Raw genomic sequence first — 13,106 nt, 5'->3', positions numbered from 1 at the left:
ATTGCTTCCAAATACAAAGAATGAAACGAATATTAAACTCCCATTTTCATTTATATTGTTCAGCATATTCAGTTTAATAGGATCCTTAACATTAGTTCTTTTTCAGGGAGAGTTTATAATAAATAGCCAATTTCGGGTTCCTGGAATTTGGTCAGCTGCCCATCTTTTTATTTTGGGCTGGGCTTTGATGGCAGCAATGGGAGCCATGTATCAGCTTGTTCCAGTGGCCTTTTTAACACCCATTTGGAATGAAAGATTCGGGTTCATTCAATTTTGCGTCACGGCTTTTGGCATCCTGTATTTTGCCCATGTCTTATATTACAGCCCTCAGGATGCCCTGCTGCCAGGAATCATTACTTTAGCAGGCATCTTAATGTTTCTGCTGCAGATGCTTCTGACTTTAAAAAAGCAAGCAAAGCCTAATATACTGACTCTTTTTGTCGGAACAGCACTGGCTTGTTTATTCGCTGTGATTCTAATGGGGATCCTGATGGTTATCAGCTTGAAGACTAGCTTCGCTTCTGATCACTATCAAGCAATCTTTAAAAGCCACGTAATGCTGGGAACAGCGGGCTGGTTTACACTGCTGATCTTTGGATTTTCCTATAAAATGGTACCGATGTTTTCTTTGTCTCATGGATACAGCATGAAGATGGCCAAATATGTTTTTGCTATTTATGGAGGCGGATTATTACTGGCATTAGCAGCCTTTTTTACTGAAAAGGACTGGATTCTTACTTGTGCATTACTCATCTTAGCAGGCGGTTTCACTATCTTTGCCTGGCATATCCTGCAAATTTTAAAGAAAAGGGTAAAGAAGAAACTTGATTACTCCTTCAAGTTTGCTCTGCTTGCTATTCCTGGAGGGTTAATTATCCACTTTGCCGCATTCGCAAGCTCACTGTTAGGCAGTTTTGAAAACACAGCCGGCTACTTGCTTTTTGCCTACTTGATGCTGTGGATTGCCTTAAGCATTTTAAGCTATCTATTTAAAATAGTCCCTTTCCTTTGGTGGACTTGGAAATACAGCAAAGCAATCGGCAAACGGAGCGTGCCTTCACTAAAAGACATGATGGATGATAAAGCCTCAGTACCGGTCCTTTTCATTCTTATTTTTGGCATTTTAGGCGCAACGGCTTCTATTGCAATAGGTGACAATGGCTTATTCCTCACTGGACAGATGATGGTGTTGGGCGCTTGTTTAGCTTTCAGCTATTTCATTATTTCAGTTTTTACAAAATAGGAGGCAAAACCATGAACTTTAAAAAATATGTGCTAACCAATTTAAAAAGAGTAATGGATCCAGAACTTAATATAAACGTGGTTGATTTAGGGCTCATTTATGATGTTGATTTTCCCGAAGAAGGCAAAGTGATCATTACAATGACCTTGACCACGCCGGGCTGTCCGCTACATGACAGCATTGTCAGCGGCGTAAAATATTGTATCGAAGATTTGGAGGAATTTTCTGATGTGGAAGTTAATCTTGTCTGGGAACCTGCCTGGACACCTGAAAATATAACACCTGAAGGAAATAGGGTTTTAAGAGGATAAAAAGAAGTGCCCAGGAATTTACCGGGCACTTTCTTTTCATATTAATTCTGTTTGCTTAAGGACGGCTTTGTCGGCAAGACACTTTTCATTTTCTCAAGCACTTCAGGATTTTCATTTTTGTTAATTAAAATGTGTATAGAACCTTTATCCTGATGTGTCCGGATTAATCTTCCAATTCCCTGCCTTAAACGCAAGATCATGTAAGGAAGGTCAACCTCCCTGAATGGATCTGGGGTACCTTCCCGCTTAGCAGTAAACACTGGATCATGCGGAGGGAATGGAAGATCATAAATAATCACATTCTCCAGCGACCTTCCCGGAATGTCCAAGCCTTCCCATAAATTGACCGAGCAAAGCACAGAATGCTCGTCATTTTGGAAACTTGAGACCAATGTGCTGATCTCCGAATCTCCTTCATATAAGAAATGAACATCCATTTTTCCTTCAGCAAAAGCTTTAAATTCAGCCAAATCCGCACGATTGGTAAACAATACGAGCGCCCTTCCTTCAGAATGCCTGATTTGTTCAAGCGTATATTCCATTTTTGCTGCCTTATCATCCTTTGCAAAGGCTGGCATGCTGATTGACATGTTTTCTTCATATTCAAACGGCGATTCAACTGTAAAGGATAAGTAATCATCAATCCCAAGGCTATTTGCCATATAGTCAAAGGATTTATTCTCAGATAATGTTGCCGAAGAGAAAACAAAAGGCTTTTTCTGTGAAAATACCTCTTCCCTCATAATATCTTCGACCATTCTAGGCATAATGACCAAGGTTCTCTCGCCATCATTCTCTTCGAACCAGGTAATGCCCTTTAAATCTTTAAGGAACAATGAAAGTGAATATGAGATTTGCTCAAGGTATTCCTCGACAATTTTTAAATCATAATCATTAATAACATACATCTCACTTTCAAATACCAATTCTTCCTCCAGGCTGCTAATTAATTCCTGCAGTTTTTTACCTTCCTTTAGAACATCAGCTGTTTTTTCAATGGATTTCTTGTCTGATCCAGTTTCTGAAGATGCTGACATTCCCAGTGTTAAGAAGAAATGCTCATTTTGGTAAATTGCATCTTCAATTATATTCAAAGTTTTCTCCCGCACATCATTAGCCATCAGCCTTGTTAAGAGAGACTCAAGGATCTGTTCAGTGAAACGGTAAGTTAATGCCTTCTGGGAGGCATATTCGAGCAAGTGTCCTTCATCGAAAACAACACAAGAGCTTTCAGGAAGAAGCGGCAGCTGCCCTTCCCGTTTCCTTGATTCCTTCGTCCAAATATGTTCCATATAAAAATCGTGTGAACAAATAATTAAATCCTTCGCATTCCTGTAATATTCCCGGTGGAGCGTTTGCCCGCAGCGGTGGCGTTTTTCACAAGTGAAGCAATCCTGAATTGAATCCCATGCAACATTCGCCCAATGTTCATCGGGCAGTTCAGGGTAATCTTTCCTGTCCCCGTACCTTTCAAATTTTTGCATGGAAGAGCCTGTTTGAACAAAATCCGGGAGCTCATCAAAAATACGGTTATAATGATCATGAACATCATTTGCCACTAGCTTGTCCAGCTTATTTAAGCAAAGATATTGATCACGTGATTTTGCCAGCCTTACATCGATATTCAGACCCAAAGCTTTTTCTAATTTTGCAATATCGCCTTCCTTTTTCACAAGCTGCTCAATTAATGTTTCATCCGCGCATGCGATAATAGCAGGCTTGTTTATGTACCTTGCATAGCTAATCGCGTATAAAAGATACACAATTGTCTTTCCAGTCCCGACTCCAGCCTCTGCAAAAATAACCTTCTTATCTTTAAAAGCTTTTTCCAGCTGAAAAGCCATAAATATTTGCTCATCCCGTATTTCAAAACCTGCTTCAGGCAATAAATCGTAAAACACATCCCCGATCCACTCGCTTAACTTCTCGTAAAAAGATTCGCTCTTGGACACGGCAAAAGGCATTCGGTTAGACATGATACCCCTCCGTAAATAAAAAATTAAAGCGCCTTTAATACCAATACCAGACGACGCTATTGCAGTTTTATCATTATTTCAACTTTTGACTTTTTATAATCAAATGAACATCATACAATTTTATCTTAAATATGGCAACTGTCAAGATTAATCCTAATGGAGGCAGTATCCTGTTTCCAACAAAAAAGCAGGGTGCTTTAGCAGCCCCTGCTTTTTTAATGTTTAGTTGGCGCGCGACATAGAAAATGACAATGCCTGCTGAAGTTCGTTCTGTGCATTTCTAAGGCTTTCTAGAGCCTCAGCCGAAGAATCACCGTCCCCTTGAATTGCTTCAAGTGTTCCATTCAGCGCCTGAGAAATTTTATGAAAATCGATATTAGAATGCTTCATTGCCATCCCTCCTGACAGATTCAGATAAATATATTATATTCAGAATCAGGAGGTTTTATGCTTATAGTCTTTACACTAGGCTCTTTTCTTAAAATTGTCGCTTTACTTTTAAATTACGCCCGTTGCTTTCAGCTTCAGTCAACTCAATTAGTTAAGCTTAGTTAGCAGCCTAAAAAGCAACAAACTTTACGAAAACAAAAAGCTTATTTATTTCTTGGCGGCCTTTTTCCCCAGTACTGATAATAATCAGTACGAATAAAACCGTTAAAGAGCTTGCGTTTTTTTGTCGCCTTTTTACCAAAATGAGTCTCAAATTCCTCGTCAGAGGTCAGGATATAGATCGACCATGTATCAAGAGGCGCAAAGGCTTTTCCCATTTCAGCATACATTTTTTGTACTGCAGCCTTTTCTCCAAGCCTTTCACCATAAGGAGGATTTCCCACAATCACTCCATACTCCTTTTCAGTCGTGAAGTCTCTTACTTGCATCTGTTTAAAATGAATGAGATCTCCCAAGCCAGCCTCAAAAGCATTCTCTTCGGATATTTTCACCATTCTATGATCAATATCAGCCCCGGTAATATCAAGAGGCTGATCATAATTAGCCAGATCTTCAGCTTCATTTCTGGCATCCTCCCAGACTTTTTCAGGAATCCAATGCCATGCTTCTGAAATGAACTCGCGATTAAATCCAGGCGCAATATTTTGGCCAATCAAAGCAGCTTCAATTGGAATTGTTCCAGATCCGCAAAAGGGATCTACAAAAGGCTTGTCCGGAGTCCAATTTGTCAGCATCACCAGCGCTGCTGCAAGCGTTTCCTTCAAAGGAGCTTCCCCCTGCCCGGCACGATATCCACGTTTGTGCAGACCGCTTCCGCTGGCATCAATCGTCAAAAGCGCAATGTCCTTATGAAGGGAAACTTCAATTTTAAATAAAGGCCCATTCTCTTCCAGCCAGCCCGTTTTTTTATATTTTGTTCTCATTCTTTCTACAATTGCTTTCTTAACAATAGCCTGGCAATCAGAAACGGAAAACAGTTTTGATTTGACAGATTTACCCGAAACGGGAAATTCAGCGTTTTCAGGCATGTACTTTTCCCAAGGCAGAGCTTTTGTTTTCTCAAAAAGCTCGTCAAAGCTTGTTGCCTTAAATTCGCCTACTTTTATACGGATTCTGTCTGCTGTTCTTAGCCATAAATTAGAGCGAACAATAGCAGCTTCATCACCTTTAAAGGTAATTCTCCCATTTTCCACTTCACATTCATACCCAAGCTCCCGTACTTCTTTAGCTGCCAGAGCCTCTAGACCCATTGCAGTCGTTGCAATCAAATCGTATTTTGCCATACTTTCACCCTTACTAAAATTAGTTCTATCAAATATGTACACTCTTTAGGAATTAGCATATGTGATTATCACATAAAGTATATATGTTTATGGGCATGACCGCAACGAAGACAGCCATTTAGATTAGTACGAGCATGAACACATTCCTGAAACGATGCAATTACCGGCTTTGGGGCCAAATTTTCCCTGCTTCGGCCAATCCTGTACATGATCGGCACATTCAGCTGCTTCCTTCCCACAGCCAGCTCACGGCAGCGCAATCATAGCTGGGATATATGCAATCTGCTGCAAAATCAGCGCATTTGCGCCTTGCTTGGTTACATAATCACAGTTCGAAACGCAATCATATACTAAAAATGAAAACCGCCCAGGCATCATTTCTGCAAAATCTGTATGCCGAAAATAAAAAAGCTCTCCTGCAAAAGGAGAGCTTGAATATATAACACTCATACTGTCTCATTAATAACGTTCTGTAAGCCATGTTTTGTACCGTAGTACTGCAAGCGACTGTTGTCTCGTACTCAGGTGGTAATCATCTATCTACAGGCGTTTGCCTGTCCTTCCCGTTGTTCATTTCCTCAGGGAAAGTGCCCCTACCATCATTTGGGTTTCTCGCTCGCGGGGTTTACCTCGTTCCACCCTTTTCATTTCTGAAAAGGCTACGTCACTGTGGCACTTTCAAGGTATTCATGCCATATCCAAGAGGACTTAGGCATTTTCCCTGCCGTCAGCTGAGCATATGCCCAGACTGCCCTAGCTTATGAATTCGCTAGGCACGAACACTACAGGCATCTCAGCCTGTGCGAGCATGGACTTTCCTCTACAATATGAAATATATTGCAGCGATTACCCGAACGCTAATAATGATCACAAGGATTATTATATGAAATCTCTGTTGGAATAGCAATGGTTTTAAATTGGAAAAGATAATAATTCATGTCAATCATACAATTTACTGCCAAATACGTGCTTTTCCAGATTGGATAATCTCTTTAAAATATCAAAATTCGTAGTACCGGCAGTTTGAGCAGCCGGCCGGCGTGAAGCTTCCTCAACTTGCTTCTTCAATCTCATATTTTCCTGCTGAAGATCTTCAATTTCTTGATGAAATGCTTCATAGTCTTTAATAATCAAATCTAAGAATTTATCTACATCTTCAGGTTTATAGCCGCGCATTGCTGTTTTAAACTCTTTTTCCAAAATGTCTTTTGCCGTTAATTTAATTTTATCGGATAGCATTACACTCACCTCGGTATATCGCCAATCATCATTGTTATTTTTTCAAAAATATGTACATTTGTCAATTTATCTTACATTATTCAAACATGTCTCTTTGTGATAACTGTTCTTCTTCTACAATCAATTGTAAATCATAAAAGGTAATTAGTCTAATTTCATACTCATTTTCTTCCTGATATTTTTTTGCGGTGTCATATAAATATTTGGGGCTGCCCTCTTTTTCCGAATCATAAAAAAGAAGGAGCACATCACTTTTGTTAATGAAAAAATGATTTTTAAGCCTGAACTGCTGAGGATTTTCATAGGGTTTTCGCGTGACTGAGCCGACAAAATCAGCTTGGGCCAATACGGATTCATACCATTCTCTATTGGCATCCTTCCATGAGGCCTCCTGGTCCAAAAATGGAGTAATGACTGCAAGCTGCAAATCGGAATAGCCTTCAAGCTGCAAATCAAAAACAACTTCAGCAGCCCATAATTCTGTTCCGAGCTGGCCGCTGATAATTACCCATTCCAGCCCGTCATCCAGCAGGGAAAGCAGGCTTTTCTTTATTCCGCTTTTTATATATCCTACAGCAGGGTCATCGTTCTTGAAAATCCCTACCTCAAATGGTTTATACCCTGAAACCACTGCTACTTTTGACAAGATGCATTTCTCCTTAACGCATACCTGGCGATCAATGCCAGCTTAGTAAGATTGTTATATCTTATTGATGATTTTTTATATAAGTTTCTTTGTTTTATATTATGCGTCCAACGTCTTCATTTTTCCAATAAATAAAAAATGCCTGCAAATAAAAACAAGGGCATATTGCCCTTGTCTTTATCTTCCTGAGAAACTTGGCCCTTGCTTAGGTCCCATTCCTGGGCTATATGCTCCTGCTACACCCGGTCCTGGAGCACCATATCCAGGCCCCATTCCCATTCCAGGATCTCCATATCCAGGTCCCATTCCCGGGCTATATGCTCCTGCTACGCCAGGTCTTGGTCCTACATTTACATTAGAGGTTGTCACCTCATTCACAACTGATTGAGTATGAGGGTAGGAATGCTGATTCTCATAATTAGTGTGGTTTACATGTGTATGATGAGTAGGATGAATGTGCGGAACCACAACGTTCTGGAACGAATGAGTCACACAGCACTTTGTTGGATGAACAACAGCAGGCATTACCTGCGATGGCCTTGGTCTGCAATGCATGTAAAGATCCCCTTTCTAAATTGTATTTACATTAACAACCTATGTTGGAAAGGGGATTCTTGTACTAATGAAAATACCTAATTTCGCTTATTTTGGTAGGTTTTTGTTTAGAGCATACTGTAAAAACTGTCTTTTAAATTGGAGAAAACGAATGCTGTAGTGAAAATTACAAGGAAAAATAACACTAAAATTGCTTTGTACATATTACCAGCCTCACTATAAAATATTCCTAAAAAAGTACCACACAGCTACCTATTTTACCGCTTACAAGAGGTACAGACAACTAGGAAATAGTGGATTTTTTTGTCTGAAATATTAAAGTTTTGTTACAAAGCCTTATTGTTATTGATTCCATTTTTTGCGCAAGCGTTCCAGGCGTTTTTTTAGCTCCTCTTCTTTAATGCTTATTTTTTCCAATGTGTTTCCGGAAATTTCTTTAAAAAGCTCCATTGCTTTTTCTGCATATATAATTGCCTGATTGAGATCTTTCAAACGGTGCTCATATACCTTTGCCAATTCAATGCAAGAGATTAGCCGGGATTTTAGGCTGCCTCTTTCTGATGTATCCTTCCATAGGCAGGCAGCTTCTTGCCAGTTTTTATGTTTCTTATGCTCAAATGCCAAGGCAAACCTGGCTTCCAAGGCTTCAGGGGTTTCGCTGTCTGAAATTTTACTAAAAGCTGTTTTGGCTTCAGATGATTCACCCAATGAAGAAAGCCACCTGCCCACTTCAAATATTTCCCTTGGAGACTGCTTTTCATCAAGCCGCAAAATTTGAAAAGATAGATGTGTATATAAACTGATCAAAGATAAAATATCAATTTCATTATGCTTTATGATTCCAAGCATGCCTTCTGGATTTTTCCTTTCGACAAAATCAAAATAGATCATGGGTGCGAGAAATCCAGGTATATCATCTTGTCTCTCTATACCTAAAACATCTTTTTCAACTGCAGTCAGCTTTATCCTTTCCAGCCTGTGCTTCCACATCCGCCTTGCTGCATGGTATAAATCAAAATGCCCAAATGGAGGGAGCTTCGGTACATGCTCCCTGATCAGTGTATGCCTGGTTTTTACCTGCGGCCAGTCGAAAGCCTTGCCGTTATAGGTCACCATCGTTGAATAATCGATGCTTTCAAGAAAGCTCTTATACAAGGGAATCTCGGCACCGGGATGCGGGAGGATATGCTGCTTTAATTTAATTTTGTTTCCTTGAAGACTGGCTTGTCCGAGGAGAAAAATAGAATTGCCTGCTCCCCCGCCCAACCCTGTTGTCTCTGTATCAAAGAAAAAGATATTTTCCGGATCATGTCCGGCAGCAGACAGGGGATGCTTAATGCTGGAGGAATTCCATGCTTCCACTGCTGACGCAAATTCCCCAAACGAATAAATGCCATGCATTTGATCAAGGCTATATTCCTTTTCCCTCACAAGACAGTAGGAATCGTCAAAATAATATGGAATAACACCTGATTCTTCCCATACCTCTTTATATGGAACATCTATGACTTTCTCCCGTCTTATCACAGGGGCTGACTGATTGCTGTTGCTATTGCCGGTGCCAAGGTGATTTTTTAGCCTATTTAGCTTATTTTTAATGGACAATGGACTCACCCTCGCCCATTTCATCGTATTTGAAGGAAGAAAGAATTTTTAGGACGTCTCTTTTTGCTGTCTCTGATGATGTGTCTGTTCCTATGCAGGAAGGGCACCCATGTTCACAAGTGCACCTGCTCACCATTTCCATGGTTTCATGCATGATATGTTCAATTCCTCCAAATATCTTCTCGCTTAGGCCCACACCGCCCGGATACCTGTCATAGAAAAAGATTGTCGGCTTTTCATTATGAGACGCCTTTACTTGCGGCACTACATGAACGTCCTGCGGATCACACATAACAAACAGGGGAACAATATGCTTTAGGGCATGAGCTGTTCCAATCAGGCCCTGTTCCAGCCGATCCTGCTTAAACTTTAATGATTCTTCCTTAAGGGACAGCCAGGTTGAGCTCGTATGAAGTTCCTCCTCAGGCAGTGTTATAGGCCCTGATCCAATATTTTCGTGAGTTTCAAACTTAATTTTTTTAAAAATTGTTGCCATCGCTACTACACTTACATCTCCAAAGCCTACCTCGCCAAGGGCGGTGAACCTGGATTTGTCCTGCTCAAGCACCTTCAGTTCCACTGCCAGGTTGGCATCTGTGAAATAATCAACATCCACCTCTCGGACATAAGCCTTTTTCTCCTCCCAGTCCAGCATTTCTACCTGATATTGGGTTCCCTGATGCAGATAGATTGCTTCTTCATGCAGAAGGGTCATGGCAGAAAATCGGTCCATTTCGCCAATAACCTTTACGTTTGCCACATCAGATTGATCGATTATAACCACATTCTCCTGGGAAGCTGAACGGAGACTAATGTTATGGGCTGGAAAAGAGTCATTCATCCAGTAGAATTTATCTCCATTTTGATGGAGTACTCTTTCCTCTGCCAGATATTCAAGAACTTCCTCCGTTTCAAATGAACCAAAACACTCTCCAATATTGAAAGGAAGTTCATATGCTGCACACTTGATATGATCCACCAAAATAATGAGGTTGTCAGGGTTAATGCGGGCAGTTTCAGGGCTCTTATTAAAAAAGTAATCAGGATTTTGAATGACGTATTGATCCAGCGGGCTTGAGCTGGCGACCATAATAACGAGCGATTCGCCATGCCTTCTTCCTGCACGCCCTGCCTGCTGCCATGAACTAGCAATCGTACCTGGATATCCGGTCATGACACATACCTGAAGCTGCCCTATATCCACACCCAATTCCAATGCATTGGTGCTGACAACTCCATATATATCCCCCGACCTAAGCCCTTTTTCAATGTCACGCCTTTCGGTTGGCAGATAGCCTCCTCTGTATCCCCGAATCGCTTTAGGGCCAAGCTTATGCTTGACTAGCTCCTGCAAATAAGAAAGCAGGATTTCAACCCTAACCCGGCTTCTTGCAAACACGATGGTCTGTATCCTATTTTTTAAGAGTTCACCCGCCAGCTTTCTCACTTCCAGAGTGGCACTCCTCCTGATATTCAATGGCTTATTGACTATAGGAGGGTTGTAAAAAACAAAATGTTTTTTACCGCTTGGCGCTCCATTATTATCGATAAGCTTAACCGGCTTTTCTGTAAGCTTTTCTGCAAGCTCAAGAGGATTTGCAATTGTCGCAGATGTGCAGATGAAAATGGGATCACTTCCATAGAAACGGCAAATCCGCCTGAGACGGCGAATTACATTTGCCACATGGCTTCCAAATACCCCTCTATAAATATGAAGTTCATCTATCACAACATATTTTAAATTCTCAAACAAAGAAACCCACTTTGTGTGATGAGGCAATATAGCTGAGTGAAGCATATCCGGATTCGTAATCACCACATGGCCGGCCTTCCGTACCTTTTGCCGGATGCTGGCGGGTGTATCCCCATCATATGTATAGCTATTTATACTCAAACCAGATTCCTGAATCATTTCATTGATTTCACTTTTCTGATCCTGCGCCAGTGCTTTAGTAGGAAACATATAAAGAGCACGGGCATTCGGATCGTTCACAATCGTCTGCAGAACAGGTAGGTTATAGCACAGCGTTTTCCCGGAGGCAGTCGGTGTAACCGCTACTAGGCTTTGCCCCTTCATGGCTGTTTTATAAGAGGATTTTTGGTGAGTATAAAGCCTGGTAATCCCTCTTTTTAATAGTGCCCTCTTTAAGGATGGATGTATGTCATCGGGAAGCTCCGATGTTTTCGCTTCTTTTTCCTCTATTGTATGCCAATGAATTATATTATCTTTGTACTGTGGTTCAGAAATAAGTTCTTTCATTATTTCAGGCAGGTTTTTGCGTACTTTCATTATACTTTCACCTCATATTCCTATTTTAGCGAATAAACGTTCGTTCTAACAGAAGAAACTCGTAAATTTCATTAACTTTTTCTGCCAATCGAATAAACTGAGGTAAGATATTAAGGTAATTGAATATAAAACTTCTTTAAGATTTTTGTTACAATAGGCTTAATAGGTCATGAAGCATGAGGTGGATTATGAAAGCTGCTGAAATCAAACACGTTCTTTCTCAATTCTCTTTATTTAAGGAACTCAGCGATGAAGAATTGGATAAAGTTGTAGATATATCGATTTCTAGAGAATGGAAAAAAGGAAGCCACGTCTTTTTGCAGGACGATCCATTAGAAAATGTTTATTTTATTTATAGTGGCAGAATAAAGATTTATAAAAGTGATATAAACGGAAAAGAGCAAATTGTGGCCATTTTAACAAAAGGAGAAATGTTCCCTCACGTAGGTTTCTTCCGGAAAGGCGGATATCCTGCCTTTTCAGAGGTTCTTGAAAACGCCAAGCTTGTCGTTGTTCCGATTGCTCATTTTGAAAAAGTCCTCATTGAAAACCCAGAATTATGCATCAAGGTTTTTAAAGTCCTTGGGGAAAAAATAGTTGATCTGCAAGAAAGATTAGAGGCCCAAATCCTAAACAACACTTATGAGCAAATAATCAAACTTTTGGTTCGCTTGGCCAGAATGCATGGAAAAGCGGACGGAAATGGCGCCTTTATCCTCATTGGCGATTTTACTAATAAGGACCTTGCCAATATGATTGGGACTACAAGGGAAACTGTAAGCAGGACTTTAACCAGGATGAAAAAAGAGAAATTAATTGAAACTGACAAGGATGGCCATTTAATCATTAAACCGGATCAACTTCTTGAAGAGATCTTTTAAAACCGCTTTCAAGCGGTTTTTTTGTTCTCTCCAGCCTGCTTTATACAGGAACACTCCCCCATTTGCCTGCATACGATAGGATGAATAATCCTGTATGAGAGGGGATGCATGCTATGGAGGATCCAAAAAAGAGAGATAAAAATAAGGATCGGAACGAGCCGTTTGGAGATTTAATGAAATCCATGAATCAGCTTTTTCATGAAAAGCCGGTTAAAGGATTTCTTCAGACAGTGGATGATTTTTTTAGAAACCCCTTCCCATTTGCTTCTTCTTTCCATGTAGATGTAACAGAAACAGATAAAGAACACATTATTACAGCAGAGCTCCCGGGAATAAACAAAGAACAAATACAAATTGATATCCTGGACAATTATATTACAATCTCCGTAAAATCATCCGAGATATTAACGGAAGAGGACGAGAACAGGAAAGTTGTCAGAAGACAGCAAAGCCTGCAGCAATCCAGCAGGACAATTCCTCTCCCACAGCCCGTTAATGAGAAGAAAGTAAAAGCTGTATACCAAAATGGATTGCTGCAGATCACTGTACCAAAACAGCAGGGAAAAAGAATACTTATTGATGAAAGCTGAATCTGGCCGCTTCATTAAATCAAAAATCATATTTTAT

The 13,106-nt window shown here is 40.4% G+C and carries 13 protein-coding genes and 1 other RNA gene; 4 read left to right on the top strand and 10 right to left on the bottom strand.

The genetic code is table 11. From position 1 onward, the window contains the following. Position 1: 1 nt before the first annotated feature. Positions 2-1,243 carry a hypothetical protein gene (locus L634_RS0102725; protein WP_026581119.1) on the top strand — a complete coding sequence of 414 codons (1,242 nt, stop codon included), beginning with the start codon at positions 2-4 and terminating at the stop codon, positions 1,241-1,243. Positions 1,244-1,254: 11 nt separating this feature from the next. Further along, the gene (locus tag L634_RS0102720; protein WP_026581118.1) at positions 1,255-1,554 is read left to right on the top strand and encodes a metal-sulfur cluster assembly factor; all 300 of its coding nucleotides are present in this window, start codon (positions 1,255-1,257) and stop codon (positions 1,552-1,554) included. Between the two features lie 41 nt (positions 1,555-1,595). Here the strand turns inward: L634_RS0102720 and L634_RS0102715 are convergent, their stop codons facing one another. From L634_RS0102715 to L634_RS0102675, 10 genes are all read right to left on the bottom strand, one after another. Continuing rightward, positions 1,596-3,530 (bottom strand): ATP-dependent DNA helicase, encoded by a 1,935-nt coding sequence (locus L634_RS0102715; protein WP_026581117.1) that lies wholly within the window; start codon positions 3,528-3,530, stop codon positions 1,596-1,598. A gap of 222 nt (positions 3,531-3,752) precedes the next feature. Further along, positions 3,753-3,920: a hypothetical protein gene (locus L634_RS33735; RefSeq protein WP_198029676.1), complete on the bottom strand. Its 168-nt coding sequence runs from the start codon at positions 3,918-3,920 to the stop codon at positions 3,753-3,755. Positions 3,921-4,123: 203 nt separating this feature from the next. Continuing rightward, the gene (locus L634_RS0102705) at positions 4,124-5,263 is read right to left on the bottom strand and encodes a THUMP domain-containing class I SAM-dependent RNA methyltransferase (RefSeq protein WP_026581116.1); all 1,140 of its coding nucleotides are present in this window, start codon (positions 5,261-5,263) and stop codon (positions 4,124-4,126) included. A gap of 246 nt (positions 5,264-5,509) precedes the next feature. Then, positions 5,510-5,713, bottom strand: a complete 204-nt coding sequence (locus L634_RS0102700) for a hypothetical protein (RefSeq protein WP_026581115.1) — start codon at positions 5,711-5,713, stop codon at positions 5,510-5,512. Between the two features lie 18 nt (positions 5,714-5,731). Then, positions 5,732-6,121, bottom strand: an RNA gene (rnpB, locus tag L634_RS32425) — RNase P RNA component class B. 81 nt (positions 6,122-6,202) lie between these two features. Then, positions 6,203-6,502: a cell division regulator GpsB gene (gene gpsB / locus L634_RS0102695; protein ID WP_026581114.1), complete on the bottom strand. Its 300-nt coding sequence runs from the start codon at positions 6,500-6,502 to the stop codon at positions 6,203-6,205. A 76-nt stretch (positions 6,503-6,578) separates the two neighbouring features. Beyond that, entirely contained in the window at positions 6,579-7,148 is a 570-nt protein-coding gene (locus L634_RS0102690; protein ID WP_026581113.1) for a DUF1273 domain-containing protein, read from the bottom strand. 177 nt (positions 7,149-7,325) lie between these two features. Then, positions 7,326-7,703, bottom strand: coding sequence for a CotD family spore coat protein (locus L634_RS0102685; protein ID WP_026581112.1), 378 nt, complete (start codon positions 7,701-7,703; stop codon positions 7,326-7,328). Between the two features lie 342 nt (positions 7,704-8,045). Further along, positions 8,046-9,308, bottom strand: a complete 1,263-nt coding sequence (locus tag L634_RS0102680; protein WP_026581111.1) for a ribonuclease H-like domain-containing protein — start codon at positions 9,306-9,308, stop codon at positions 8,046-8,048. After that, positions 9,298-11,598, bottom strand: a complete 2,301-nt coding sequence (locus L634_RS0102675; RefSeq protein ID WP_026581110.1) for a DEAD/DEAH box helicase — start codon at positions 11,596-11,598, stop codon at positions 9,298-9,300. The genes L634_RS0102680 and L634_RS0102675 overlap by 11 nt, the downstream gene beginning before the upstream one ends. A gap of 188 nt (positions 11,599-11,786) precedes the next feature. Between L634_RS0102675 and L634_RS0102670 the strand changes: the two genes are divergently transcribed. Both L634_RS0102670 and L634_RS0102665 read left to right on the top strand, forming a co-directional pair. Beyond that, the gene (locus tag L634_RS0102670; protein ID WP_026581109.1) at positions 11,787-12,479 is read left to right on the top strand and encodes a Crp/Fnr family transcriptional regulator; all 693 of its coding nucleotides are present in this window, start codon (positions 11,787-11,789) and stop codon (positions 12,477-12,479) included. Positions 12,480-12,592: 113 nt separating this feature from the next. Beyond that, positions 12,593-13,069 (top strand): Hsp20 family protein, encoded by a 477-nt coding sequence (locus tag L634_RS0102665; protein WP_026581108.1) that lies wholly within the window; start codon positions 12,593-12,595, stop codon positions 13,067-13,069. Positions 13,070-13,106 lie beyond the last annotated feature (37 nt).

Origin of the sequence: Bacillus sp. J33 (assembly GCF_000518885.1) — a bacterium.
GTDB lineage: Bacteria > Bacillota > Bacilli > Bacillales > Cytobacillaceae > Cytobacillus.
The sequence above is the reverse complement of the archived record's forward strand: the minus strand, read 5'-3'. Positions and strand labels throughout refer to the sequence as shown.

Coding starts and splice junctions, on each gene's coding strand:
- L634_RS0102720 (WP_026581118.1), top strand. CDS start 1,255: ATGAACTTTAAAAAATATGTGCTAACCAATTTAAAAAGAGTAATGGAT.
- L634_RS0102715 (WP_026581117.1), bottom strand. CDS start 3,530: ATGTCTAACCGAATGCCTTTTGCCGTGTCCAAGAGCGAATCTTTTTAC.
- L634_RS33735 (WP_198029676.1), bottom strand. CDS start 3,920: ATGAAGCATTCTAATATCGATTTTCATAAAATTTCTCAGGCGCTGAAT.
- L634_RS0102705 (WP_026581116.1), bottom strand. CDS start 5,263: ATGGCAAAATACGATTTGATTGCAACGACTGCAATGGGTCTAGAGGCT.
- L634_RS0102700 (WP_026581115.1), bottom strand. CDS start 5,713: ATGAGTGTTATATATTCAAGCTCTCCTTTTGCAGGAGAGCTTTTTTAT.
- gpsB (WP_026581114.1), bottom strand. CDS start 6,502: ATGCTATCCGATAAAATTAAATTAACGGCAAAAGACATTTTGGAAAAA.
- L634_RS0102685 (WP_026581112.1), bottom strand. CDS start 7,703: ATGCATTGCAGACCAAGGCCATCGCAGGTAATGCCTGCTGTTGTTCAT.
- L634_RS0102675 (WP_026581110.1), bottom strand. CDS start 11,598: ATGAAAGTACGCAAAAACCTGCCTGAAATAATGAAAGAACTTATTTCT.
- L634_RS0102670 (WP_026581109.1), top strand. CDS start 11,787: ATGAAAGCTGCTGAAATCAAACACGTTCTTTCTCAATTCTCTTTATTT.
- L634_RS0102665 (WP_026581108.1), top strand. CDS start 12,593: ATGGAGGATCCAAAAAAGAGAGATAAAAATAAGGATCGGAACGAGCCG.